General features: G+C 50.9%; 26 protein-coding genes. 13 read left to right on the forward strand and 13 right to left on the reverse strand.

Annotated elements, in window-relative coordinates; genetic code table 11:
• Positions 1-201: 201 nt before the first annotated feature.
• From ABUE20_RS08780 to ABUE20_RS08795, 4 genes are read right to left on the reverse strand one after another with little or no spacing between them, the layout of a single operon-like run.
• Positions 202-732 (reverse strand): class I SAM-dependent methyltransferase, encoded by a 531-nt coding sequence (locus ABUE20_RS08780; protein ID WP_408619518.1) that lies wholly within the window; start codon positions 730-732, stop codon positions 202-204.
• A gap of 13 nt (positions 733-745) precedes the next feature.
• Positions 746-1861 carry a class I SAM-dependent methyltransferase gene (locus ABUE20_RS08785; protein ID WP_408619519.1) on the reverse strand — a complete coding sequence of 372 codons (1116 nt, stop codon included), beginning with the start codon at positions 1859-1861 and terminating at the stop codon, positions 746-748.
• Between the two features lie 12 nt (positions 1862-1873).
• On the reverse strand, positions 1874-3136 hold the full coding sequence (locus tag ABUE20_RS08790; RefSeq protein WP_408619521.1) for a capsular polysaccharide export protein, LipB/KpsS family: 1263 nt from the start codon (positions 3134-3136) through the stop codon (positions 1874-1876).
• Positions 3085-4038 carry a glycosyltransferase family 2 protein gene (locus tag ABUE20_RS08795; protein WP_408619523.1) on the reverse strand — a complete coding sequence of 318 codons (954 nt, stop codon included), beginning with the start codon at positions 4036-4038 and terminating at the stop codon, positions 3085-3087. The genes ABUE20_RS08790 and ABUE20_RS08795 overlap by 52 nt, the downstream gene beginning before the upstream one ends.
• A 213-nt stretch (positions 4039-4251) precedes the next feature.
• Here ABUE20_RS08795 and ABUE20_RS08800 point away from each other — a divergent pair, with 213 nt between their 5' ends.
• On the forward strand, positions 4252-4908 hold the full coding sequence (locus tag ABUE20_RS08800) for a hypothetical protein (RefSeq protein WP_408619524.1): 657 nt from the start codon (positions 4252-4254) through the stop codon (positions 4906-4908).
• 51 nt (positions 4909-4959) lie between these two features.
• On the opposite strand, the gene ABUE20_RS08805 is transcribed toward ABUE20_RS08800, so the two are convergent.
• Genes ABUE20_RS08805 through ABUE20_RS08830 form a run of 6 tightly spaced genes read right to left on the reverse strand, consistent with a single transcriptional unit; the run spans position 4960 to position 10085 of the window.
• The gene (locus tag ABUE20_RS08805; protein ID WP_408619525.1) at positions 4960-6138 is read right to left on the reverse strand and encodes an acyl-CoA reductase; all 1179 of its coding nucleotides are present in this window, start codon (positions 6136-6138) and stop codon (positions 4960-4962) included.
• On the reverse strand, positions 6117-7187 hold the full coding sequence (locus tag ABUE20_RS08810; protein WP_408619526.1) for a LuxE/PaaK family acyltransferase: 1071 nt from the start codon (positions 7185-7187) through the stop codon (positions 6117-6119). Before ABUE20_RS08810 ends, ABUE20_RS08805 begins: the two co-directional genes overlap by 22 nt.
• Positions 7171-8547: an AMP-binding protein gene (locus ABUE20_RS08815; RefSeq protein ID WP_408619527.1), complete on the reverse strand. Its 1377-nt coding sequence runs from the start codon at positions 8545-8547 to the stop codon at positions 7171-7173. Before ABUE20_RS08815 ends, ABUE20_RS08810 begins: the two co-directional genes overlap by 17 nt.
• Positions 8544-9293 (reverse strand): SDR family NAD(P)-dependent oxidoreductase, encoded by a 750-nt coding sequence (locus ABUE20_RS08820; RefSeq protein WP_408619528.1) that lies wholly within the window; start codon positions 9291-9293, stop codon positions 8544-8546. Before ABUE20_RS08820 ends, ABUE20_RS08815 begins: the two co-directional genes overlap by 4 nt.
• Positions 9293-9532, reverse strand: a complete 240-nt coding sequence (locus tag ABUE20_RS08825) for an acyl carrier protein (protein WP_408619529.1) — start codon at positions 9530-9532, stop codon at positions 9293-9295. Before ABUE20_RS08825 ends, ABUE20_RS08820 begins: the two co-directional genes overlap by 1 nt.
• Positions 9525-10085, reverse strand: coding sequence for a GNAT family N-acetyltransferase (locus ABUE20_RS08830; RefSeq protein ID WP_408619530.1), 561 nt, complete (start codon positions 10083-10085; stop codon positions 9525-9527). The genes ABUE20_RS08825 and ABUE20_RS08830 overlap by 8 nt, the downstream gene beginning before the upstream one ends.
• A 140-nt stretch (positions 10086-10225) precedes the next feature.
• Here ABUE20_RS08830 and pseF point away from each other — a divergent pair, with 140 nt between their 5' ends.
• From pseF to ABUE20_RS08870, 8 genes are all read left to right on the forward strand, one after another.
• Entirely contained in the window at positions 10226-10921 is a 696-nt protein-coding gene (gene pseF, locus ABUE20_RS08835) for a pseudaminic acid cytidylyltransferase (RefSeq protein ID WP_408619531.1), read from the forward strand.
• Positions 10914-11924, forward strand: a complete 1011-nt coding sequence (gene pseG, locus ABUE20_RS08840) for a UDP-2,4-diacetamido-2,4,6-trideoxy-beta-L-altropyranose hydrolase (protein ID WP_408619588.1) — start codon at positions 10914-10916, stop codon at positions 11922-11924. The genes pseF and pseG overlap by 8 nt, the downstream gene beginning before the upstream one ends.
• Positions 11925-12082: 158 nt before the next feature.
• Positions 12083-13189, forward strand: a complete 1107-nt coding sequence (locus ABUE20_RS08845) for a mechanosensitive ion channel family protein (RefSeq protein WP_408619532.1) — start codon at positions 12083-12085, stop codon at positions 13187-13189.
• A gap of 288 nt (positions 13190-13477) precedes the next feature.
• Positions 13478-15601: a TonB-dependent hemoglobin/transferrin/lactoferrin family receptor gene (locus tag ABUE20_RS08850; protein WP_408619533.1), complete on the forward strand. Its 2124-nt coding sequence runs from the start codon at positions 13478-13480 to the stop codon at positions 15599-15601.
• 16 nt (positions 15602-15617) lie between these two features.
• Positions 15618-16673, forward strand: coding sequence for a hemin-degrading factor (locus tag ABUE20_RS08855; RefSeq protein WP_408619534.1), 1056 nt, complete (start codon positions 15618-15620; stop codon positions 16671-16673).
• Positions 16670-17497, forward strand: coding sequence for a heme/hemin ABC transporter substrate-binding protein (locus ABUE20_RS08860; protein WP_408619535.1), 828 nt, complete (start codon positions 16670-16672; stop codon positions 17495-17497). The genes ABUE20_RS08855 and ABUE20_RS08860 overlap by 4 nt, the downstream gene beginning before the upstream one ends.
• A gap of 8 nt (positions 17498-17505) precedes the next feature.
• Entirely contained in the window at positions 17506-18495 is a 990-nt protein-coding gene (locus ABUE20_RS08865) for a FecCD family ABC transporter permease (RefSeq protein ID WP_408619536.1), read from the forward strand.
• Positions 18489-19262 (forward strand): heme ABC transporter ATP-binding protein, encoded by a 774-nt coding sequence (locus ABUE20_RS08870; RefSeq protein ID WP_408619537.1) that lies wholly within the window; start codon positions 18489-18491, stop codon positions 19260-19262. The genes ABUE20_RS08865 and ABUE20_RS08870 overlap by 7 nt, the downstream gene beginning before the upstream one ends.
• A 44-nt stretch (positions 19263-19306) precedes the next feature.
• Here the strand turns inward: ABUE20_RS08870 and ABUE20_RS08875 are convergent, their stop codons facing one another.
• Positions 19307-19771: a Dps family protein gene (locus ABUE20_RS08875; RefSeq protein WP_408619538.1), complete on the reverse strand. Its 465-nt coding sequence runs from the start codon at positions 19769-19771 to the stop codon at positions 19307-19309.
• A gap of 125 nt (positions 19772-19896) precedes the next feature.
• Positions 19897-20544, reverse strand: coding sequence for a glutaredoxin 2 (gene grxB / locus ABUE20_RS08880; protein WP_408619539.1), 648 nt, complete (start codon positions 20542-20544; stop codon positions 19897-19899).
• Between the two features lie 216 nt (positions 20545-20760).
• Between grxB and gmk the strand changes: the two genes are divergently transcribed.
• From gmk to ABUE20_RS08900, 4 genes are all read left to right on the forward strand, one after another.
• Positions 20761-21393 (forward strand): guanylate kinase, encoded by a 633-nt coding sequence (gene gmk / locus ABUE20_RS08885; protein WP_408619540.1) that lies wholly within the window; start codon positions 20761-20763, stop codon positions 21391-21393.
• A 43-nt stretch (positions 21394-21436) separates the two neighbouring features.
• Positions 21437-21712, forward strand: coding sequence for a DNA-directed RNA polymerase subunit omega (rpoZ, locus tag ABUE20_RS08890; protein ID WP_408619541.1), 276 nt, complete (start codon positions 21437-21439; stop codon positions 21710-21712).
• Positions 21713-21890: 178 nt separating this feature from the next.
• Complete coding sequence (gene spoT / locus ABUE20_RS08895) at positions 21891-23996, forward strand: bifunctional GTP diphosphokinase/guanosine-3',5'-bis pyrophosphate 3'-pyrophosphohydrolase (RefSeq protein WP_408619542.1); 2106 nt, start codon at positions 21891-21893, stop codon at positions 23994-23996.
• Between the two features lie 58 nt (positions 23997-24054).
• On the forward strand, positions 24055-26067 hold the full coding sequence (locus tag ABUE20_RS08900) for a methyl-accepting chemotaxis protein (RefSeq protein ID WP_408619543.1): 2013 nt from the start codon (positions 24055-24057) through the stop codon (positions 26065-26067).
• A 52-nt stretch (positions 26068-26119) separates the two neighbouring features.
• On the opposite strand, the gene ABUE20_RS08905 is transcribed toward ABUE20_RS08900, so the two are convergent.
• Positions 26120-26728, reverse strand: coding sequence for a thiol:disulfide interchange protein DsbA/DsbL (locus ABUE20_RS08905; protein ID WP_408619544.1), 609 nt, complete (start codon positions 26726-26728; stop codon positions 26120-26122).
• Between the last annotated feature and the right edge of the window lie 70 nt (positions 26729-26798).

Consider the following 26798-nt stretch of genomic DNA (forward strand, 5'->3'; position numbering starts at 1 on the left):
AGGGCGACCCTGTTCGCGGGTCTATACCCGTCTGTCGTCTCCCGTAGTGATGGTTAACTTATCTTTTATGTCATCAAAAGAAAACCGAATTATAACTTTGGGTACGTTTCCAAAAAACCGGGGGGATTGCCGAATCAGGCTGCAAGCCTATTCATCGATGGCAGAGATGGGAGAAGAAGTTGAGCGAACTGCCAGGCTCACTTAAAGAGGCGCACAAGCCTTGGCCTGCAGATGCATTTTTTCGATGACCTGCAACCGAATATTCTGATAGCCCTGTCGGGATAACAAAAACGTTAGCCTTGGCACATTGTATCCAGATTTATGCACATCCCAATAACTGGTCTCATAATCATCCCGATGGGGTCGACACTGCCGCTGCCATCCCCAGAATCCGGCCAGTGCATGTCGTGCATCCGAATCCGGACGCGCCAGATTTTCATCATCCCATACCGCGTTTTGCCACTGCTGGATATGAAAATCCATATTAGGAACCCAGATCTCAATCTGACCACCGGGGCGAAGCGCCTGCAGCCAGTCCGCCAAGGCGGCGTCGGCCTCCATACACGTCAAATGCTCCAGCATATGTCGGGAGTAGATCATATCCGCATCATGCATCGATTCTGAGAGCTCCCAAGCCCGGCACACGATATCCACACCGGGTAGTGCCCGGATATCACAATGAATAAATCCTGCCCGGCGATCCTCGCCACAACCAACATACACCGCTTTCATAGGAATTCCTTGGTTATTGTATTTTTTGCGCCACCATCACCGTAAATTCTCCGGGCTCATCCGTCAGTTGTTCACTATGCTGATCGGGCTGAAACATCACTTTCTGAATGCTAAAACCGGCCTGCTCCAATAATGCCCGCATCTGGCTGACCTGATAATGCTGCCGATGAAACGGAAACCGTTGCGGATCAAATGGTAAACAATCCTGATTGGGCGTTGATGCAATCAGATACCCCCCTACTTTGAGCCAGCGGTAAAAATTCGCCAACAATTCGGCGGCAAAATCGATATGCTCCAGCGTTTCAAAACAGACAATTGCATCCGTCGACGCCGGCTCCCGCTCCAAAACCCGGGCATCACAGCAGCGAAAAATAAGTCGGGGATGATGATAATAACGCTGGGCATAATCAATCGCGCCAGCATCGATATCAATCCCCAGCACTTGCCCGGACAACTGTTCGGCTAAATACTGCGAACCATAACCAATGCCACAGGCCAGATCGAGAATCGAGTGAGGCCGGACCAGCTGCAGCTGTTCGGCCGCGAACTGATAGCGCACCAGATGATCCACCCGAATATTGGCCCGCGAGGTCGCGATCTGTCGTTCTCCCGGCTGCATCGATTTTCGCGCGGTTGCGATCAGCAGACCCGCGACCAGCTCAATGTTCACATCGACAAAACCAACCCGCTCCAGCAAAAATCGCAGTCGCCGCCGATTGTAACCAGAAAGATAACGAGCCCGATGCTGAGGCTGATAATCATCCAACATCGGATTGTTATGTTGCTGAGGACCAAAAATATGGGTGTAAGCCTGCTGAGCCGGTGATCCCTGATCCCGCAGTGAGCTTTCATCCCACTGTGCATCCAGCCACTGACGACACCAGTAGTCCAGGTCCGGCACCGTCACCCGCAGTTGCCCCTCGATGGTCAGGCAGGAAAAAATTGAATGCAGGCAGCTATCCGCTTCCATGCTGCTTAAATACTGCAAATGCAAATCACTGGATATCGCTGCAAACGACTGATTCAACTGATCCAACTGCCAAGGTAGACAGCGCGAAGGCTCCGAGCCATCATCCTGAATCAGCTGCACCATTGAGTCCTGATCATAACGCAAGGTCAACCGGGCCATGCAAACGTCTCCCTAATCCAAATTAAAATGTGTAAACCGGGTCAATCGCTCGCCGTCAAACTCCGTTTCATCTCGGTGAAACTGACGAGCAATCAGTGCCGTCACCACCTGAACCGGAGTTGCCTCGGGGTGATTCAACAAGCTTTGACCATCGCAGCGAACCGGTTTCCCCAGTAAGGCCGCCTCAAATAAAACCGACGAGGTAATCCCCCGAACACGGTGACTATGAGCGATTAAATCTAAGGTATCCTCAAATACCAGCTGGCCATGCGTCGGCATTTTGTAACGATGGGGCTGAGGATCTTTAGGATGGGGTTTAAACAGAATCGGTCGCTTAGGTTCCTGCTCGGCCACCCAATCGATATATTCCTGCATCCCCTGTTTAAAGGTTGAGTATAGTTGAATATTACTGTCAGACTCGATTTGCAGCGGCACGAATAGATAGCCCTGATCATCGATCTCCAGTTCACCAAACAAGGCCCGTCGCCGCTGCAAATACAGCTGATGATGCGACTCATTCAACCAGCTTAAATCATCGCTGCGCAGCTGCGAGGCCAGATTAACGCCCTGACGATCAAAATAAAAATGGCTCAGCTGCGGGAAAAATCCGCATTCAGCATAGGTTAACGGCACGTTCAGCCGCTGCAGCTGGGTTTTCAGTGGGGTAAATAAGGAACTGCTGCCATTCCAGGCGAGAATACCGCAGGCCTGACGCCAAAACGTATCCGAGGCTGGATCCAGCGGATGACGAACCACTAACTCGATCTGCCGACGCTTCAACCAGCACTTAAAATTGTTCAGCCAGCATCCTAAAGGCACACTATGTCCGACACAGCTCAGCACCAGATAGCGGGAGCTCGTAGGTTCTCTGGGTAGCCACACTTCCGGTTGCTGCTGAGTAAACGCCTGCACCGCATCACTGACATCCCAGACGGGAGCCTGAGCCAAGGCCGAGGTGCGGATCCGCTCTAATAATTGCGGCTGAAATACATCCGAACCGGGCACCACGACCCACGACTCCGGCAACGAATGCTCTAATCCCCAGACTGGGATCGACTCAAAGGCGGCCGGGGCCGACGGATTCGGGTTCACAATTGCCTGCGGCAATGGCAGCCCTCGCTTCCCCAGCAATTGCAACAACTGCCGGGTAAATCCGCCGCAACCGACAACCACATAAGGGCGTAGCGCCAGTTGCGAGAGTGGCACCGCTTGCACCGGCATAATCATGAAGCAAGCCATCCCAGCATCTGCCGCACCTGTTGCGGCTGGTGACACCAGGCCAGTGCTTGTCGGTGCCGATCATCAAAAAAGTGGTCGTGATTAGCCGAAGCCTGGATCATATCGCTAAATAACGAATCTTCCCCTTGGCGTAAAAAGTACAGCGCGGCCGAAAAACGCACATGCGCGATACCGGCATCGATCACCTCATCCGACAGACCGAACTGTGCGCCTAACCGGCAAGCCTGCTCCAGCTCCTGCGTCACCTGCAATCGCCGCCGCACATCCCGCGAGGTCTGCGCGCCAAAGCTGTTGCCATGCACGCGGTAACGGCCATAAATGCCGTCGATCCGATCAATGCTGCCCCCGATAAATCCGGCATTCATAATATGCCACGGATAATCGCAAATAATCGCACAGCCATGTTCCAGAGCCCGGATCAGATGTACGTGGCGACGAAACATAATGCTGCTGGCCTGCAAAAAAGTACCGTAGCGGATCAGATGCTCCATCCCGGCTTGCAGCGGAATATAGCGGGCATTGTAATAATCACGGCTATACAGTTTTAGCAACTGGCCGCTATCTGAATCGAACATCTCCGCTTCGTGATAGGCAATCGCACATCCCGGATGCGTCTCCAGATAATCCACCTGCGCCTGTAATTTGCCGGGTAACGCCAGATCATCGCCATCCAGATAGGCAATATACCGCCCGGTAGCTGCATCGAGCAGCCGCCCCATGGTCGCCACCAGCCCTAAATTCTGCGGATTTGTGATTACCTGCAATTGCGGCCAGCGTTGCTGGAGCGATGCCAGCACTGCGGCCGTAGTATCACTTGAAGCATCGTTACAAACCAGAACTTCAAAATCAAAGTCACACTGCTGCGTCAGCAGGCTTTCCAGACAAGGGCCAATATACTGTTCAAGGTTATAAGCCGGAACAATGACTGAAAGTTTCATGAGCGTATCCTTTCACCACGCGTCAAAATAATATCAACGAAGATCTATTCAAGATCCGGGCCGCCCCGAAAACATCGGCAGCATTTATAATCACGATCCCTTGCGTCACCGCACCAACCCTCTGGTTTCATAAACTATGAATGTTATCATTTATCATATTTTAATAAAAAGCAGCTGGTACGACCCAGCTCATCCAGCCATCAAGGTGTGAATATGTCGCCACTGACAGAGAATAAAGCCCTACTTAAAGCGCTAAACTGGGTCACGGATTTAAACGTACCCGCGATCCAGACCGAAGCCGCCTGGCTGCAATCCCAATCACTGGCCTTAAGTGAAAAACAACTAGTCGAGCAGATCTTCAGTAAAGCACGCTGGAAAGCCACCGCCTCCGGTGCCGCTACGGGCCTGCCCTCCAACCCGTGGGCCGCCCTACCCGCCGCCACAACCGATGTAGCCCTCACACTTAAAACTGAACTCATCGCCGTCGCCACCGCAGCCGCCATTTATGATCCGGCATTTTTTGACAGCGAACAGGCCCAATGGGAGTTGCTCATCCCGACATTAGGCTTAAGTGACGATGGACAATTTCTGAAAACGTTAGGCGTGAACACCCAAAAAGAAGTGTCATCACTCATCGTACGCAAAACACTCACCAAAGAAGGACTTAAGGCATTTAAAGGATTGGTACTCAAACATTTTCTGAAAAAAATCACCAAAAATGGGATCTTCTCAAAAACCATTCCACTGCTCGGCAGCGTGATTGGTGGCAGCTGGAATTATCTGGAAGTCAGCCAAGTCCGCAACCGCACCATCGCCTATCTGCAAAATCGGCAAGTGATGAAAGAGGCAGGGAAAGCGCTGATAGAGTAAAAGATGTTGGTTCTAGCTTGATGAAAGAAATCTATCCGCAGCAATTCACTCTCATCCCTGCGACCGCGATAAGGCACTGAGCAGGTCCCAGCCATCCCAGTGCCAGTCAAAGGCGAGGGCCTGTCCGGGGGCGACGATGCGGTCCAGTCGAAACTCAGGGTGTTCCAGCAGTTTTTCCCGCAGCAGCTCACGGCTGATGCCGACGGCGACGCAGGTCTGAAAGTTGGCCGGTTGCGCTAACCAGTTTAAGTCGGGGGTTTGCAACCAATATAAGGTACCACCGCGATGCTCAGGGACGATGAGTTCATCAGCGCTTGCTCTTAAATGACCCCACCCAAGCGCATCGATCCACTGATAGTGATCGATCCTACCGTCCGCAGCCGCCAGCTGCAAATGTGCTTGCTGGGCGCTGTGCTGCTTGTGCTCATCGGGATAAGCCTCAGCCAACTGGCGAAAGACGCGCTCCCGCAGCGAGTCATCGCTACCAACCCAGACCAGCAAAGCTGGTGATGAGCACGACTGCTGATCAAATAAACTGATGTCGGTCGCCAACTGCGATAATTGCAGCTCCAACGAACGCCCCGGCAATTGCCGAATCGATTGTTCATCCAGCAGCGCCAGTGACTGGCGATTGGCAAAGCTCAGCTCTCGGGCTCCGGCACTAAGCGGATACTGTCGGATCTGCGCAATGCTGGCATCCCCGCCCCAGATCACTCGACTCGCCGCCTGCGCACTGATCGCGCGAGTGATGGTATCGCTGTGCGGATAACGGATAAATCGCACTCGCTCGCTTATGGCCTGCCAACGCGGTTCACTCAATAGCTGGGCTAAAACTGCTAACACCGCTTCCTGCTCAGGGAGCAATGTAGAGGAAAGCCGCACAAGGGTCGGATTGCCCTGTAACAGCGAGGCCAGCGCGGAATAAAACGCGCTCATCGGTACATTGGAAGGAACCAGATGGAAGCTTAATCCAAGCGGTGATCGTGGCCCTTGCTGTTCTCGCTCAGCAATGGCGCTTTGCAAGGCCCGAGCCCGTAAAAAAAAGGCCAGAGCCTTGGCATTGGGGGCATCCGGCAGGTGGCCGATCCGTTCACAGAATGCTTCGATAAAGTTGAGGATCAGCGGATCAAAACAGCGCAGCGGCGTAATGACCATTTCCGAGAGTGGCTGCGCCGGACAAACCCGTTCAATGGCATCCTCATCGATCTCTAACTGAAGGTATCGCTGCATCCTCGCACCTCGGCTGTGGTTTCCCGCCCCAACACGGTAAAATAGCGGCCACGACGGCCACACGGACAATCATCTTCGCCCAGCCAAATGCCGAGATCTTCGGTCAGCAGGCTGTGCCCGGGGTAGCTTTCCGGTAACCCGGAGAAAACTTGGATCAATCCCGCCTCGCCGATACCCAGCGGCTGACCGGTGCGCGGATCCCGAATCAGAATATCAGCCAGCATCGGCGCATGCAGATGGCCATGCTCGCAACTGACGAAAATAGTGCCGGTCTGCTCCGCCATCCCATAAAAGTTATGTACTTGTGCACTGCCCAAGTGCTGTTCGCAGCATTGGTTAAACTGTGCGGGCGACACCGCCAGATGCTGCAGTTTTTTCCAGCCGCCGCTGTGAAAAATCTGGGCGTGTTTAAGAGGAAGCAGTATTCCCCGCTCGGCCAGTGGCTGCAACAGGCACTGCCAGAGCATAAAGGTAAAACCAAAAATAAACACCGGCTCACCGGCAAAGCGCTCACAAAAAGCATCGATAGCAGGCCAATTAGGCTGCATTTGTTCATCCAATGCGTAACAGTGATCGCGCCCTAAAAACGACAGTCCCAGCGCCCCGGCCCCGCGAGCTGAAAATCCCTGCCGATTGGCAATCAATGCCGGTTGTTCCACCAGCAACATCGGCAACCGTTTTTTGCCCAGCCAATGTTGCATGATTTTCACCAGCACTTTACTTTGCAGTGCCGCCGCCGCGCGATCAAGAAAGATTTGTGAGCGGGCACCGCTGGTCCCTGAAGAGCTCAGTGTTTTAAACAGCTGCTCTTGGGTGATACTGGAAAGTGGCCGTTGTTTAAATAAACGCACGGCCAGCGGTAACAGCTCGGCATAATGCTGCGCCTGCTCGCAGGCCTGCGCAGCGTCGCTAATTTGCCGGTAACTGCCACAGTGTTCGCGGTGATGTAAGCTCAACTCTCGCAGTCGGGCCAGCAACAGCGGCATTTTTTGCGACTGCGACAACCCATACACCGGCGCTTCAAGCAGCATCTCAAAAGGCGCTGACATGCTCACCTGCAATCTGTTGTTGCAGGGTTGGATAATCCACCTTGCCGTTGGCCGTCATCGGAATATTTTTAAGGATCGCCAATTGATAGCGGCTCGGATGTAGATGCATGGTCTCTCGCAGGTACTGCTCGGTTTGTTCCCGCTGCGCCAGATCAGGCAGCGCAACACATAGCATTTCATCTTTACCACAGCAGGTCGCCTGCAGCGATTGCGCCCGTAAAGTCGCCTCTAACGCATCCAATGCCGTACGCACACCTGAAAGCTTGATCATTCGTTTCAAACGCCCAGTCACATAAAAAAAGCCGTCATGATCGTGATAGCCTATATCCCCAGTGTAAAGCTGCTCCAGCGGCGCTCGAGGCGCTAAGTCAGTGACCTGCTCGGCATAACCGATCATCACATTATCACCGCGATAGACGATCTCGCCTTCAACCCCCGCTTTGGTTACCGGCTGGCCCTGATCCCCCACAATCATCAGCTCGCCACCGGGAATCGCCACCCCGATGCTACTGGGTTTAGCCAGCACCTGTACCGTCGGCAGATAGGAGATCCGGGCCGTGGCTTCGGTTTGTCCATACATCACATAAAAAGATTTGCCTTGCAAGCTCGCCCAGTTAGCAAACTGTTCAGCCAGCCGGGGTTCAAGCCGCCCTCCGGCCTGGGTAAGCACTTCCAGATCCGGCCAGTCACTGCGACGAATCCGTAACTGTTCATAAATCTGATAGCTATAAGGCACGCCCGCCAGCTGAGTCACTCGCTGCTCACGCAGCAGTTGCCAGAATTCGCGGCTTAAGGGATCGGGCTCGGTCAGCACCATCGAGCCACCGCACCATAAATGACTGTTGAGCAGTGACAAACCATAGGAATAGCCCAGCGGCAAGGCACTGATCACCCGGGAATGGCTGTCCATTTTTAAATAATCGGCAATCGAGGCTGCATTCGCCGACAGGTTTTTAAGGCTCAGTTGCACCAGCTTGACCCCGCCGGTAGAGCCGGAGGTGGTGAGCATCAGTGCCAGATCTTCATTGAGCGTCAGCTGGCGCTGATGATTATGAATACTGCCGGAAAGTCCGGACAGATAAATCCGGTTGGGAATATAGCGTTCAATAATCTGCTGTTGGCTGGCTTCATCCATTTTGGGATTCAATAAAATCAATGGATGACGACCGATCAGCGCCGCTAAATAAATCACCACAGTATCAGGACGATGCAGCGCCCGCAGTGCAATCAGTTGCCGCTGTGCGCCCCAGCGTTTTGCCAACAATTGCGCTTGTTTGAGCAATGCCGGATAACGGATCGACTCACCTTTATACCAGAGGGCTTCCCCCTGATGACGTGCCATTTGTTCTAATAAATTCACAAACTCATTCCTCCATCGACCCTGAGGCATTCGCCAGTAATATAATTGGCCCAAGAAGAACTCAAAAACAAAGCACTACGCGCGACATCCTCACTGGCGCCAGGATGCCCGAGTGCAATATGGGCCAGATGTTTTTGTCGCTGCTCTGCGCTTAGATCAGCCACTAAATCAGTTTCAATAAAACCCGGGGCAATCGCATTCACCCGGATCTGATCCGGTGCCAGCTCTTTTGCCAACGCGCGGGTCATCCCCAGCATGGCTGCTTTGCTGGCGGCATACACACTCTGACCGGGAAATCCTCCCAGCGCCATTACCGATGCAATATTGACAATGGCTCCTCCACCGGCGCGGCGCATCATTCGCGCCGCATACTGACAACAATAGAAAGCCCCGAAACTATTGGTGGCAAAACTTTGCTCCAGCGATTGCGGTGTGACCATCGCCAGCAATGCATCTGATCGCATCCCCGCATTATTAATCAGAACATCCAGTGTTTTCGTCACGCTAAACAGCTCCCGAAACCCACGGGCGACCGCCTGACTATCACTGATATCAAAATTGAGTATATGACATGTAGCCGTATAATCACGATGTAATGTCTCTGCCAGCGTTTCCAGTGCGATTTGATCCCGACCATGAATAAAAAGTTCGGCTTGCTCACTGGCAAAGCAGCGAGCTGTCGCTGCACCAATCCCCCGCGAAGCGCCAGTAATCAGGACCTTACGTCCTGCGAATAATCCCGGCATTAAACATTCACGCCATATTTTTGCAGGATTTCACGGGCTTTGGCGACTGAACTCATCTCGATAATATCATCGGTATCGAGCATCACATCGTAACTATCTTCAAGCGCCGCTATCAGTTGCATGTGCGCGACGGAATCCCACTGCGGGATCCCCTGATATTGCAATGAATCATTGATTTGATCAGGATTTACGGCTAAGGCTTGGGCAAATACTTGCGCTAAAGAAATAGATTCAGGCATGTCGGAAAAATCTCATTAAGGGTACACGAGCCCGGCGGTAATCCGCCGCCGTCAGGGTACAAGTCAAAAAAGGAGTATCGGTATCTTGGCGCTGATATCCCAGCATCTGATTCAGTCGCAAAGCCGACTGGTTACCGGCTTTCACTTGGGTTTTGATCCGGTCAATATGGAGCTGTTCAAAGGCGGCGTCCAACTGGCATAAGGCCACGGCGACCGCCAGTAAGCCGTGACGCACCGGGGTATCGCCTAAGTACAGGCCGCTATCGGCCTGCGCTTGCCCGGTTAAAGACGCGGTTCTCACCCCGCCTTTTAAATTGGCATATCCACAGCGAGTCCCTCGCACTTCCACGCACCAGTGCCGGGCGGAATGATCCTGGCTTATCTGCTGATACCAACGGCGTTGCTCGGCCGGAGTAATGCGATGTTGATCCAACATCTGCAAACGAACAGCATCACTATTCCGCCAACGCCGCAACGCGGGCAGATCGGCCGGAGTGACTAAGCGCAGGACCACGCCATAAGCGTCGATGCGTAGCGCAGCAAGTTCATTCATCGTGCATCCTCAGGCAGCGTTAAGTGTTTTAATCTCATGAAATGGTTTATCTCTACACTTTAAAATTCAGGCTAGTGATCTTCATCATAATACCTTAACCTTATACAGAATCCTTTACCAGACAAGCAATTGGAACACTCATGGCGATTGCAATCATCCCTGCTCGCGGTGGTAGTAAACGCATTCCGCGAAAAAATCTAAAATCATTTTGCGGCCGACCGATGCTCGCTTATGCCATTCAAGCGGCCCTCGACAGCCACTGCTTTCAACATATTGTCGTCTCCACCGATGACCCGGAGATCGCCGCGCAAGCCAAAGCACTTGGCGCTGAAGTTCCGTTTTTAAGATCGCCGGAACTAGCCGACGATTTTATCGGAACCACCCCCGTCACCGTAAACACCATTACGCGACTTCGTGACGAATGTCAGCTCAGTGCCGATTTTTATTGTTGTATCTATGCCACAACGCCGCTGCTGGATGGCCCGACATTAGCCAAAGGCTTGCAGCAGTTGCAAGACAGTCAGGCTGATTATGTGTTTTCCGCCGCCGAATTTCCGTTTCCGATCCAGCGTGCCCTGCGCCGCAACGCCGAGGGTTTTGTCACGCCGTTCTACCCTGAATCTATCGGCCAGCGCAGCCAAGATCTTGAGCCCGCCTATCAAGATGCCGGGCAATTTTACTGGGGGCGACGCGACGCCTGGCTTAATGGCATCGGCACCTTTAGCGGCAGCGGGCAAGCGTTGATCTTGCCCCGTTACCGAGTGGTGGATATCGATACCCCCGAAGACTGGCGACTCGCCGAGCTGCTGTATCAGGCGCTACATGCCGATGCTTAAAATTTTGTTTCGCTTAGATGCCAGTACCGCCATCGGCACCGGCCATCTGATGCGGATGCTCACCCTTGCTAACGCGCTCACAATACGCGCAGCGCACACACATCAACACGTGCGGTGCAGTTTTTACTGCTATCAATTAAGTGCGCCCCTGCAAGCGCTGATCGCTCAGTCCGGGCATCAGTATCTGTCCGCCGATGCGCTGCTGGCCGACGTTCAAACAGTGATCGACGGGCAGGCCGACTGGGTGATCGTCGATCACTATCAGATCGATCAAACGTGGGAATCGCAGGTACGCCGCTACGCTAAAGTCTTGGTGATCGATGATTTAGCCGATCGCACTCACGATGCCGACGCACTGCTCGATCAAGGGCCCCTGCGCACGCCCGATGATTACCAGCCGTGGATCAATGCCGACTGCCAACTGCTACTGGGGCCAGATTATGCTCTGATCGGCGAGCACTACCGACATCATCGCCAAAACATGAGTCGCCCTTTTGCCCGCGGCTTAGTTTGCTTCGGCGGAGCCGATCCGGTCCACGCCACCTTACGCACGCTACAAAGCTTAGATCAATTGCCGCAAGCGATGACGATTGATTGGCTGCTGATCGCCGGAGCCGCCAATCCCGATTGGGAAAAACTACAGCAATTTTGTGCGAAAACTCGCTTAAAGGTGACTCTGAAACGCCATGAGTCAGAGATGCCCAGCCAACTGGCCGCCTATGATTTCACCATCGGTGCGGCCGGTGGCATGACCTGGGAGCGCTGCTGCATCGGCATTCCGACACTGGCCGTCGCCATTGTCGATAATCAGGTCTTCAACGAATCGGTGATCGCCCGCTATCAACTCGCGCAGCAACTGACGTTAGCACAACTGGCCAACCCGGCCATGCTCGCTTCGGCACTGGAGCAACTGGAATGGCAACGTGAAGGTTATCGGCAACGCTCTCAGGCCATGATCGATGGTTTAGGAGCGATACGCATCGCCGATTTTCTACTGACATAGCCACCTGCGGCTTGAACTGGAATCGATTATAAATCGTTTAAAAAACAATCGGGTTATTTCTTTGTGCGTGACCTTCCACTAAGCTAAATAAGAGCTGGCATCCAATATCAGATTCAAAATAGCGCCGAATCAAATCCATTCAACCTACAGAGGTCGGTATGAATCAAAACATCGAATCCCTGTTACAACTTTCACCGTGGTTTCCGGCCGCCGTCATCGTGTTGCTGGCGATCATCATCGGGGTCATGGCGCGCTTTTTACTGTTATTTGGAATACGCTATTACCAGCGCCGCGATAAGGCTCTCTTCAAAGCTCTGGAAAATCATCTGAAAGGTTCTTTTTTTCTGTTCATTCCACTGGTGTTTATTCATATCGGGGTGGGTTATCTGGAGCTAACTGATGCGTTGATCCGCAGTATTCGCCAATGGACTGATGTTCTGATCATCGTCTCGATGGCCTCTATTTTACTCCGGCTAGCCTCGGTGGTTCAGGATCTGTTGTTTATTCGCTATGACATTTCGCAAGCCGATAATCTCAAGGCCCGAAAAGCCCGAACTCAGATCATCTATGTCAAAAAAATTGCGATTGTCATCATCATCTTACTGGCCGCCGCCCTGATTTTAATTAACTTTGCCAGCGTGCGGAAATTTGGGGCGACGATTCTTACCGGGGCCGGTGTAGCCGGGATTATTATTGGGATTGCACTGCAAAAATCCCTCGCCAATCTGTTTGCCGGCATTCAGATTGCCTTCACCCAACCCATTAAAATCGATGATGCAGTCGTGGTTGAAAACGAATGGGGCTGGATTGAAGAGATCAACCTCACCTATGTCGTGGTGCGAATTTGGGACCTGCGCCGATTGGTACTGCCGATTACTTACTTTACCGAAAATGCCTTCCAGAATTGGACGCGCAACAGCGCCCAGATTTTAGGCTCGGTATTTTTGTATCTCGACTATTCGATGCCCCTGCAACCGCTGCGAGAACACTTTGAAAAAATACTCGATGCCACCGAGCTATGGGATCGACAAACGCAGGTGCTACAAGTCACGGATAGCACCGATAAGATCATGACCATCCGGCTGTTGATGACGGCTAAAAACTCCCCCACAGCTTGGGATTTGCGCTGTTATGTGCGCGAGCAGATGATCGCTTTTATTCAGCAGAACTATCCGCAGAGTCTGCCTAAAGTGCGAGCGACACTCACCGAAAGTGAACAGCGCATTATTCAGCATGAAATCGCAGCCCATTCATCCCATGAATAGAAGGGGGTGATCGTTCATCGCCGTGGGCTTTCACATGCAACACAGATTAAACACATTGCCGCATTGAGCTGATACTCGGATAACCGACGGTTGATAAGCCCCAAAGCCCGCATATCCTTACTGAAATACAGGGTTTACCGCGCCATAACCCCACACAACTGATACCTCAAACTTTATTTGATAATAATTATCATTTGATATTGATTCTCATTATCATGATCTATAAGATTTATTCCCTATACATTTTAACCAGCTTTATCCACCATATATTTAGGGAAAAATACCATAATGAGAAGCGCATATGTCTGGCTATCGCCCATTTGTTTATCCATATTAGGGATATCTTCTGCATGGGCTGATGATGACGCCTCAGACCAAACAACAACGGTCCTCAATTCCGTGGTGGTGAGAGGCCAACAAAATACCCCGGCAGCCGATAGTTCCACGACTTCGATTGGTCAGGAGCAAATGGAACAACAACTGAGCGGTTCATTATCTCAGGCGCTGGAATTCGAACCGGGAGTCGACGTGGCTTCTTCCGGCCGATTTGGCGTACAAAGCATCAATATTCGAGGGCTGGATGGGGATCGGGTCTATCAGAGTATTGACGGGGTTACCATGGCCGATGGCTACAACCCCAGTGGGACCTATATTCAAAGTGGCCGAGATGCACTGGATATCGAATCCATCGCCAGTATCGATATTACTAAAGGTGGCGATGTCATGGCCGGGAGTGGCGCACTAGCCGGGGCCGTCGGTTTTCGAACTAAATCCCCCGATGACTTTTTAAAACCCACCGGAGACGATCATTACCGTGCCATTAAAACCGGGTTTCAAAGTAATAACGATGAATACAGCGAAACCCTGACCTATGCACAACGTCTCGGAGCCTGGGAAGGATTGTTGATCTATACCCGCCGGGATGGCCATGAAACCGAAACCCAAGGCACCTCAGATATTCTGGGAACCTCCCGAGGTAAAGCCGATCCGGGAGATCACAGCTCCGATAACATTTTAGCCAAACTGAATTACCGCTTTAATGCATCCAACCAGTTGGGATTTGTATTCGAGCATTATAATCTGCGCAGTGAAACCAGCCTAAAATCACAAAGCTCGACCACTGAACGCCAGCAAGCCAATGACCATACCACCCGAACCCGCTTCGGTGTGCATCAGGATCTGGCTCTTCGCAGCTGGTTTGCAGACCAATTACACTGGCAATTTGATGTTCAGAACACACAGACGACCAACGGCACGCATCGAGTGACCGCCAGCAGCAACCGCTATGTGGATCGATTCTATGATCAGAATAACTATCAATTCGGTGGCGATATCATCAAACAGCTCTGGGATCATCGGCTCCGTTATGGTGTGAACTACCAGTACCAACGTTTTGATAACCTCAACGATGATTCATCCAGCACCCCCACCCGAATGACACCCAAGGCCCACGGGCAAGTGATGGCTCTATATTTACAAGACAGTTGGCAACTGACGGATGCCCTCAAAGTCATGCCGGCGATTCGTTACGATCACTATCGTTACAACACCGATACCGATACTCGATTAGGAAGCTGGGATGATAATAAAAACCATGCCTTTACGGCTCAACTCGGCAGCGAATATCAGCTGCTCTCAACCGTCTCGGTATTTGGTAAATATGGAGCAGGCTTCCGGGCTCCTAAAATAGATGAAATGTACTATTTCTTCGGCAACGATACGCCATTTGGCTCTTATGCCATCACGCCGAACCCCGACTTAAAACCCGAACATAGCACCTTCTTAGAAGGCGGATTCCGCTTCCATAACCAGATGGCTTCCGCAGAGATCACCGCTTATTACAACCGCTACCGGGACTTTATTGAAACCCAGGTCTCACAAGGACCAACGGCTCGTTACACTCTGGGACAGTTCACGAGTGAAAACTTAAATAAAGTGGTCATCAAAGGGATTGAATTCAAAGGGGCTCTGGATTTGAGCGCTCTAACCTCCACGCTCAATGGCTTTAACTTAAACGGAGCGCTGGCCTATGCCAAAGGACGGAATGTTGGCGATGCCGAACCCCTGAATACAATTTCACCATTAACTATTCATAGCGCGCTAAGCTATCAAGCCGCCACCCAAGACTGGGGCAGCACTTTCCATGTGACTTGGCGCAGTGGTAAAGATCGCTCCGATTTAACCAACAGCAATCAATGGCTGGAAACCGGCGGAGCCACCGTCTTTGATCTCACCGCTTTTTATAAACCCATCGATGACCTGACGCTGCGAGCCGGCCTGTTCAACTTGACCGACAGAAAATATTGGATCTGGAGCGATCTGGCCCATGCGTCCAGTACTACGGTCACGAATCTCGATCGCCTGAGCCAAAGTGGACGTCACTTTGCGGTCAATGCCACCTATTCATTCTAAATTATGGAGAATCCAAATGTCTCAGACCTCGCAATCAACCGCAGTGCTATATCAGGCCTATCAGCAGCTGCGTCAGGAGCAACCCAAATGGCGTGCTCGGCAATTGGCCGCTCAACTTAAAATCAGTGAAGCAGAGCTGGTTGCGATTCGCCAAGGTAAAGAATCCCAACGCTTGAATGACGAATTTGCTGCCATGTTTGCAGCGTTCCCATCACTGGGCAACGTCATGGCGTTGACCCGGAATGAACAAGCTGTTCATGAACGGCATGGCCGCTATCATGCGGCTCATTTTGACTCCCCTCAAGTGGGCGTGGTGTTGGGGCCACAAATCGACTTACGACTCTTTATGCGTCACTGGCAAAGTGGCTTCTGGCTGATTGAAAACGGCCGCGAGAGCTTGCAGTTCTTCGATGAATTCGGCGAAGCCGTGCATAAAATTTATCGTACCGAGAAAACGGATGGTGAAGCCTGGCAGCAGTTTATCGAGCAGTTTAAAGCCAGCGATGATGTCGAACTAACGATCCACCCACAGGAACCCAAAGTAGCCGAGACTCTGCCCGAAAATTTCGATGCGGCTCAATTTGCCAAAGATTGGAGCGAGCTCAACGAGATCCATGAATATCACGGCATGCTCAAACGCTACCAGATCAGTCGGACTCACGCACTCGAACAAATTGGCTCAGCTTGGGCCGTCGCCCTGCCCAATACAGCACTGCAAACGCTGCTGGAGCAAAGTCGCGATCAGCACTGCCCACTGATTATCTTTGTCGGAAACCGAGGCTGCATTCAGATCCATACTGGGGAACCGGAAAATGTCAAAGTGGTCGGTCCCTGGCTGAACATCCTCGATCCCGAATTCAATTTGCATCTCAATGTCACCGAAATCGCCTCCTGCTGGGCGATTAAACGCCCGACTGAAGATGGTTTTATTCATTCTGTTGAATGCTTTAACCGACAGGGTGACACGATTGCTACTTTCTTTGGTAAACGCAAGCCCGGTCAAAAAGAACTCCCAGTCTGGACGCAGTTGGTGGGATCCCTCTGGCAGATGGCCTCGCAGGAGGTGCTATGAAACAGCTGCCCACAGCCCTGCTGGTCATGGCACTCTGTGGCTGGGCGAGTGCCACCAGTGCCGCCCAGCGATTGGTCAGTATCGGCGGAATGGTGACTGAAATCGTCTACGCTCTGGGAGCCGGTAATGAGCTAGTCGCAACCGATACCAGTAGTATTTATCCGACCGCAGCCACGCAATTGCCGCAGGTTGGCTATCAACGATCATTGTCCGTGGAAGGGGTGCTGAGTCAGCACCCCAACCTCCTACTGCTGGCCGATGAAGCCGGACCGAAAAATGTGATTGAACAGCTCAAAGCCAATCAGATAAAGATAGTACGCATTCATTCGGCTCATACGCCTGCCGAAATCAATACCGAGATCCGTCAAATAGCGAAAGCCCTCAACCGCATCCCTGCGGGAGAAGCGCTGATCACTCAAATCGAACAGCAGTTGGCAGCGATTAAACCAGTCACCGGCCCCCCCCCTCGATTGCTGTTCATCTTGCAAATGGGCGGCTCACCGATGATTGCCGGTCAGCAAACCGCCCCAGACGAGTTGTTTAAACTCGCCGGAGCCGTCAATGCGGCGGGCGACATCTCCGGCTTTAAACCCCTCACTCCGGAGGCACTGATCGCCGCCAAGCCCGATGCCATTGTGGTGACCACCCAAGGCAGCGCCCGCCACGGGGGCAGTGACAAACTGTGGCAGTTACCGGCGATGGCGCTCACACAGGCTGGGAAGCATCAGCATCTGATCCAACTCGATGCGCTGCTAGCCTTAGCATTGGGTCCGAGAACACCCCAAGCGGTGGCGCAGATCCAACAGCAGTTACCGAAACCGTAGAGGATTGAATGAGCACTCGCCAAAGTTATCGTTTATTGGGGCTGTTGTTGGTCATCAGTCTCGCGGCGGGCCTGCATTATGGGGCTTATGCGATTCACTGGCAGCCCGGGACACTTGCAGAAACGGATCGCCAAGTGTTATGGATGATCCGCTTGCCCCGACTGCTGATGGCCATGCTGGTCGGGGCATCGCTGGCCGCTACCGGGGTGGTGATGCAAGCCCTCTTGCGTAACCCGATGGCCGATCCGGGGCTACTGGGGATTGCCTCCGGAGCATCCCTTGCTGTGGGTTTATACATTGTGTTGCTGCCCACGCTCGCCGTCGGTTGGCTCGGAAGCTATTTACAGACCATCGTAGCTTTTGTGGGAGCGTTGGGCAGTTGCGGGCTGATTTTCCATCTAGCCAAAAAATCCCAGCAGGTCAGTGTTCTGCATCTACTCCTCGCAGGGCTTGCCATCAATGCGCTAGCCGGTGCGGCCACCGGTCTGCTCACGTATGTCAGCAATGATCAGCAGCTGCGCGCCCTCTCCTTTTGGGCCATGGGCAATCTGGGGGGGGCTCGCTGGAGCCATGTTGCGATCATGGCCTCGCTACTTTTGCCCTGCTTGCTCTATCTGTGTCGGATCAGTCACGTCCTCAACTTGCTGCTACTTGGCGAACAGGAAGCCCATTATCTGGGCATCACCGTGGAACAACTCAAAAAGCGACTGATTTTCATCACGGCTTTATGCGTCGGGATCTGCGTAGCCTTTACCGGGTTGATTGGATTTGTCGGGCTGATGATCCCACATTTTATTCGGCTGTTAGTCGGAGGCGATCACCGCCGCTTGCTCCCGGCTTCTTTGCTATTGGGAGCCGCCTGGCTCAGCGCCACCGATACGCTGGCTCGCACGCTGGTGGCTCCGGCGGAAATTCCGGTCGGGCTCATCACCAGTCTATTCGGTGGGGGATTCTTCTTATGGCTACTGCACCGTTCATTTAAGGAACGTTCATGTTAAGTACTGATGCGCTTGAGATCCAACGTCGGGGACGCACCATTGTCGAACCGTTATCGCTCACGCTCTCTCCGGGCCAATGGCTGATGTTGATTGGCCCAAATGGGGCCGGGAAATCCACCCTGCTCCATACCCTGTCGGGTTACTATCCGCCCAGCGCCGGGCAAATTTGGCTCCATCAAAAACCTATCGAGCAGTGGTCACTAACCGAGCTGGCTCAGCATCGCGCCGTTTTAACCCAGCAGCAACCCAGCGATTCGCCGTTGTGCGTGAATGAGGTGATCGAGCTGGGCCTTGCCCCCTGGAAACAGGGACGCAAACTGTATCCGCTGATTGCCGAACAAGCCGAGTGGCTGGCACTCACGCCCATGCTCAAACAACCTTACAATCGATTATCCGGAGGCGAACAACAACGGGTTCAGATTGCCCGGGTACTGGTTCAATTACTCGCGGCCGACGATCTGCACGGACATTATCTGTTTTTGGATGAGCCGTTAACGGCGCTGGATCTGCACCATCAACAGCAACTATTGCGCAAACTGGATCAATTAAAGCGCCAGGGACTCGCAATTTTATGTGTCCTACATGATCTGAATCTGGCGGCGCTCTATGGCGATCAACTGCTCTTACTGCAACAAGGGCGATGCCGTTATTTGGGGGATGTCGCAGCGGTTGCCGAGCACCCTCTGATCGAACAAGTTTATCAACTGGATGCCTGTATGCTGTCTCATCCGCAATCCCAGCAACCCCAGTGGCTCATCCGCCGTTAAAAAAACCGGGAATTTCCCGGTTTTCTTTGCAAAGCCAATCTTCATTAGGCGATATAGGCCGACAACATCCAGACTTCTTTTTCCTGAAAACCGATGTAATCGCTCAACTGACTCACCGTACCTTCATCCCCGGCTCCGGCGGCTTTGGTCAACAGTTCCCGCTGCATCTGCAACAAGGCTTGATACCCATCCAACAAACCACTCACGCAAGCTTTACCTTCGTGAACACCAGTGTGCTCTTTAATGGCACTAGAGCCCAGATAACTGCTGTAACTATGAGAGGGTGTGCCCCCAAGGGTTAAAATACGTTCTGCAATTTCGTCAATTTTAGTCAGCAAATCCGTATAGGTTTCTTCAAATTTTGCATGCAGTTCGAAGAATTTATCTCCCTGGATATTCCAGTGATAACCACGAACGTTCTGATAAAGAACCTGATAATTTGCCAATAATTTATCAAGACCTTCGACCAATTGTTGAGCTGCTTTTTCATCTAATCCAATGCGATTCATGTGCTTCTCCTTCAAGGGTTTCGGTATATTCTATCTTGCTCACGAAATAAGCATAACAAAGCCATAATGATAAAAAAAACCGATTATTTATATCAAAACAATCGGTTTTAGCTATTCATTACTTTTTATAGGGCTTTTTCATCCCATAAGGGTAATTCCGTTAATTCCGCCATCCGTTGCCGATAGGCTTCCACTTTAGCCGGATATTCCACACCTTTAACGACAGATAGCGTCCTTAACATAGAAAACAACTGAAAATCATCGATAGATAACTCACCATTGACGGCCCGTTCGCTTTCAATCCACGGTTCTAATTGCCGCAGAGCCGGATTCAATACCGCCAAATAACTTTTACTCCGCTCCAGATGTTCGCTGAAATCACCAATCATCTGCGTTTTAGCCACCGTGAAATAATCACGAGCCGCTTGAGTCGCAAACTCCTGAAACGCAATCTGCGGATTGCGGGGGATCACCAACTTGTGAACAACTTCAGCCACATCAGAAAACCATTGATTTAACAACTTATTCTGCCGCTGTGTAATCCAAGGTTGTCCATCCAGTGAATCGATAAAATGTACGATATCCATGCTCTCAGGCATATATTTCCCATCATCTTTTTCAAGAATGGGAACCATCTTTTTACCCACCATTTCCGTTGGGGTTGTCACATCATCATTGAGCAATACATGAAAAGTCACAGGCAGCCCCTTCAGGCCAAAAATCATCTGCGCTTTAATACAAAATGGACAATGCTCATAGATATGAAGTTTCATCTTCCAGCTCCTTGATAAATAGGCGATCAGTAACAGCCTGATTACATTTCTATTCTGAGTCGAATCATATCCCGGATCAACTCGATGGCCATTTTTTGATACTTTCTTTTCATCATGGATCAAGAAAATGAATATTCATATTCGCTTTTACTTTCAATTTTTTTCTAAAATCGTTACCCTTAAGTGTCTTTACTGTTAACCCTAACTGTTTTAATCATGGTAGCAAAAGGCACTCTTTATATTGTTTCGGCTCCAAGCGGCGCTGGTAAGTCTTCGATGATCAGTGCGCTCATCAACCGAAATAAAAATTTCCCCATTCAGGTTTCCGTTTCCCATACCACGCGGGCGGTTCGCCCCGGCGAAGAAAACGGCATCCATTATCACTTTGTCTCTATTAGTGAATTCGAATCGCTGATCCGTCAGGATGCATTTTTTGAATATGCACAAGTCTTCGGCAACTATTACGGCACCTCGAGACTGGCCATTGAACAGTTACTGGAGCAAGGCGTCGATGTTTTTTTAGATATTGACTGGCAAGGCGCCCGTCAGGTTCGGGAACAAATGCCTGACGCGTGTTCGATCTTCATTCTTCCCCCCAGCCAGCAAGAACTGGAAAACCGGCTCAGAATGCGCGGTCAGGATAGTGATAGCGTCATTGCCTCCAGAATGGCGCAAGCACGCAGTGAAATCAGTCACTATAACGAGTATGATTATATTATCGTCAACAATGAGTTTGATGAAGCAGTGAATCAATTACATGCAATTTTACTCAGCCATCGGTTGCAGCAGCAGAATCAGGTTATAAAATACCAATCGATTCTCACAGATCTGCTGGCAAACGACGCTTAGATCCTTTAGAATTGCGCGTTATTTTTGAACAACGGAGTTACACATGGCACGCGTTACAGTCGAAGATGCAGTCAAACAGGTAGGTAACCGTTTCGATCTGATCCTAATGGCGGCTCGCCGCGCACGGCAAATCTCGTTAAACGGCAAGGAACCTCTGGTTCCAGAAGACAACGATAAACCAACCGTGATTGCTCTGCGTGAAATAGAAGAAGGTTTAATCAATAGCGAAGTAATGGATGCGCAAGATCGTCAGGAACGCCAAGAACGCGAAGCGGCTGAATTAGCGGCTGTTGCGGCAATTGCTGACAAGCATAACTAATTACAGAAATCCCTTCACGCTAAGGGTTGTTGACCTTCGGTGATCAAATTTTAATCACAAAAGAGCAACGACCCCTGAATAAGATCCGCGCCGGGTTTACTCGGCGCCACAAACCTTTCATAATTATTTTAAGTCTAATTGCGATTAATTTCTGATCGGTGCGCCAAGGGGTGGCAGATTGTATTTGTTCGAGAGCCTCAAAGAGGTAGCCAGCCAGTATCTGGATGAGGAGCAGATTGAACTGCTCACACGGGCGTATATTGTGGCCCGAGATGCCCATGAAGGGCAATTTCGCTCAAGCGGAGAACCGTATATCACGCATCCGCTGGCCGTATCACGGATCTTGGCCGAAATGCAGATGGATCACGAAACTCTCGCCGCTGCACTGCTCCATGACGTGATTGAAGATACCCCGGTCAGTTATGAAACACTGGCGGAACAGTTCGGAAAAAATATTGCCGATCTGGTCGAAGGGGTTAGTAAACTCGATAAACTCAAATTCCGGGATAAAAAAGAAGCACAGGCGGAAAACTTCCGCAAAATGATGATGGCGATGGTACAAGATATTCGCGTCATCCTCATTAAACTCACAGACCGCACCCACAATATGCGCACTCTGGGAGCGCTTCGCCCCGATAAACGCCGCCGGATCGCCCGAGAAACCCTCGAAATTTATGCACCCATCGCCAACCGGCTCGGGATCCACAGTATCAAGAATGAATTAGAAGAACTGGGATTTGAAGCCTTGCATCCGATGCGTCGTCGGGTACTGCAAAAAGCAGTAAAAAATGCGCGAGGCAATCGCAAAGAACTCATTAATAATATTATGGATGAGATCTCCGGGCGTCTGCATGATGCGGGGATCAAAGCTCGAGTGACCGGACGGGAAAAACATCTGTATAGCATCTATCAGAAAATGGTCAAAAAAGAGCTGCAGTTTCATGAAGTCATGGATCTCTATGCATTTCGAGTGATCGTTGACGATATTGATACCTGCTATCGGGTTTTAGGACAAATGCATACCTTGTTCAAACCCCGCCCCGGCCGCTTCAAAGATTATGTGGCAATCCCCAAAGCCAACGGTTATCAATCGCTACATACAACACTGGTCGGCCCTCAGGGGGCTCCGGTCGAAGTTCAGATCCGTACCGAACAGATGGATCAGATGGCAGATAAAGGGGTGGCCGCACACTGGTCCTATAAAACTCACGAACCCAGCGGTAGCACGGCTCAAGTTCGGGCTCAACGCTGGATGCAGAGCCTTATCGAATTACAACAAAGTGCGGGCAACTCGTTCGAGTTTATTGAAAACGTCAAAACAGACCTGTTTCCGGATGAAATTTACGTTTTTACCCCGCGAGGGAAAATCTTGGAAATTCCCGCCGGCGCTACCCCGGTCGATTTTGCCTACGCCGTACATACCGATATCGGTCACTCCTGTGTCGGCGCTCGGGTCAATCGTCAACCTTACCCACTCAGCCGCGCCTTATCGAACGGTCAAACCGTTGAAATTATCACCGCCCCCGGCGCTCGTCCGAATGCAGCCTGGCTCAACTTTGTCGTCACCGGCAAGGCTCGCGGTAAAATCCGTCAATTCCTAAAAACGCAGGAAGTCCAGGATTCGGTCGCCTTAGGAAAACGATTGCTCAATCATGCCTTGGGCGGCCATAGCTTAAACGATATCAAAGAAGACGATCTCAATCGGGTTCTCACCGAAACAAAATGTGCCGATTTAGATGCGTTACTTGCGGAGATTGGACTGGGTAACGTCATGAGTCTGGTCATTGCCCGGCGCTTGCTGGGTGAAGATGAAACCATTATGCCGGGAAGACGAGCCTCTATGCCGATTCGCGGGGCCGATGGCGTGATGATTACTTATGCCAACTGCTGTCGCCCCATCCCTGGAGACCCTATCGTGGGCCATATTAGTCCGGGCAAAGGACTCGTCGTGCATTTGGAATCCTGCCGGAATATTTATGGGTATCAAAAAGAACCTGATCGTTACATGACGCTGCGTTGGGCGGATGACGCCGACAAATTAGCCGACTATAAAACCGAGCTGCGCATCGATGTTGTCAATCATCAAGGGGTTCTCGCCAGTTTAACCAATGTGGTTGCCTCCACCGGGGCCAATATCCATAATATTGTTACCGAAGAAAAAGAAGGCCGGGTTTATACCATCGATCTGATGATCACCACTCAGAGTCGAATTCATCTGGCCGGGATCATGCGTAAAATAAAAGCCATGCCGGAAGTTTTACGCGTTATTCGCAATCGAAATTAGCCAGCCAAAAAATAAAGCCTCCTCTATACTCATTTAAGAGTACTGGTTGGAGGTGTCAATGGAAGTCAAAAAAGTTCTTAGTATCCGAGCCAAGATGATCTTATTGGCCGTCTTGCTCGGGCTCGCCATGATCATTGTGGTGGCAGCGGTGTGGATTTCACTGAAGCAAAACAATCTCAATGCGGAAGTCATCAATATCGCGGGCCGACAGCGAATGTTGACCAAAAAATTTGCAACCGAGCAACTCTACCAAGCACTGGGGAGCCCGCATCAGCAAACTCAACAAGCATTGACTATGGCGCAAACGGAACCGCTCTATAAGCTGTCATTACAAGCTTTACAGCAGGGGGGAACCACCTATCTCGATCTGACGATGACCCAAGCCATCAAGCTGCCCAAAACGGACTATGCGCCATTTACCGACCAACTTAAAAATGTCGAGACGCTCTGGCAGCAACAATTGGATGCCGCAGCCGAGATGCATAAAGCCGTTGGAACCGATGGTTTTGAAGCAGCCGTGGACCGGTTCCTACAACTCAACCATCAATCCATGCTAGCCATGAATAAAGCCGTGGTGATCTATACCAGTTATTCGCACGGGAGCCTCGATACTTTGCTCGAGCAGACTGAAGTCATTACGGTCATTGCATTGCTGATTGAGCTGATACTGGCAATCTGGATCATTCGCAGTATTACGCAGCCAATGAGTCGATTAATCGCTATCAGCCGCCGCTTTAGCAATGGTAAATTACAGCCGGATCAAGATATCAATAATTTGCTCAACACCAGTGAAACCGGAACGCTCGCGCAATATATTGAGAAGTTGCGTCAAACCCTGCATACCACACTGGCAGACATGCAGACCTCATCCTATCAGGTGCATCTATCCGCCGATCAAGTTTCGGGGTTATCTTCTGAAATCAGTACCGCCAATGCCGATGAGCAAGAACAATTCCGGATGATGATCGACAGTTCCGATGAACTCAGTCATGTCTCCCAGCAGTTTGATGACATTGCGAACAATACCTCGGCAATAGTGCAGCAATGTACCGAACAATCAACACTAGCCAGTGAGATGGTTGCCCAGAACATTGCCATGATGCATGAAACGACGGTGGAAACAGAACGCGCCTCCAGTGTCATTCAAACTTTGAGCAGTACCGCTGAAAGTGTGTATGGCATCGTCGATGCCATCCGGACTATTTCAGAACAAACCAACTTGCTGGCTTTAAATGCCGCGATCGAAGCGGCCCGAGCCGGTGATCAGGGACGAGGCTTTGCCGTGGTCGCCGATGAAGTCCGGACTCTGGCGGCCCGAACCGGTTCATCCACCGATGAGATCAGTAAATTAATTGGAGAACTCACAGACGGCGTGAATAATGCCGTACAAAGTATGCAAAGTGTGGCTGAAAAAGTTGTTTCCAGCCGGGATAAATCCCATCAAACCGAAGAAAGTATCGATGCCGTCCGCCAGCTGATCTTAAATGTTGCCGATGCTCAGCAGCAAATCAGCACTCAGGCACAAGTCCAGCACGAACAGTTAAGTGAACTGAAACATCGCCAAACTGAACTCTATGAAACCTTGGATGAAAGCCGTCAAAAATCTCAGGCTTCAGCGATTATCGCGGAACAGTTAGCTGAGATATCCCAAGGCATCAACCAGACGCTAGAACAGTTTGATTTAGGCGTTATTCTGCGTAAAGCCGAAAAACAAACCTTAGATAAACGCCATTATCCTCGCCTAAAAACCGGCATTCACTACTTGCTGCAACAAGGGAGCATAAAACACGAAGGCTTAACAGAAGATCTCAGTTTAGGAGGCATGAAAATCCTGACCACCGAAAAACTTCCGCTGCAAAAAAATCAGCCGATTCATGTAAAACTTTATTATGCCGAAGGCCAAACCCAAAGCGAACTCAGTTTCCTTTGTGATTTAGTCGGTGATTCCAAAGGCGAAAAAAACCGCCACCACTACCACTTGCAGTTCCAAACCATCAACGACAAAGAACAACGCGTATTGGAAAAATTATTTGCCAATCATGGCATGAGCAGCCATTTCACATCCGCCTAAACGATCAATGCCGCCCAGCGGCGGCATTGACTCATTCCATTAAGAAACGCGATTAATCTTTTTGAGTCACCAGATATTTCACCAGATTAATATATTCATCGGCTGATTTAACCGACCCCGGATTCACCTCATACTTACCATTTACAATCACAGTTGGAACCCCTTGGATCCGAAAATCACGGGTGTTTTTATCCATCTGAGCCACCAGCCCATTCACGGCAAAACTATCTACGGCGCTATCAAAATCAGCCCCGGAAACCCCATTATCGACAAAAATTTGCCGAATATCATCCCGGCTTTCAATCGGTTTACGCTGTATATGAATCGCTTTGAAAATAGCCGGAGTGATTTTATCGGTGACTTCCAGGATCTCAGCAACCGCATACGCCCGAACCATTTCTTCCCCCATAGCGCCCCCTAAAAAGGCAACGTGATTACGCTGAAACTCCACGTTTTTAGGAAGATCTTTTTTCAATTCGGCAATAATGGGCTCAAACGCAAAACAATGAGGGCAATAATAGGAAAAGAATTCCATCACCTGAGGGTGTTCGGTCGCCTGCTGGCGCACAACCGTATAATTCACTCCCTCTTTAAAACCTGTCGCCGCATGGGCTAAAGGGATCAAACATAATGCAAATAAACATATGAGCAATTTTTTCATCACGGCACTATTCCTGTCTAAAAAGGCGTTGTTAGATTACGGGGTTCAGCGAATGAGATCAATCCGTTCA

This window comes from Celerinatantimonas marina, assembly GCF_046054165.1.
Taxonomy (GTDB): Bacteria; Pseudomonadota; Gammaproteobacteria; order Enterobacterales; family Celerinatantimonadaceae; genus Celerinatantimonas.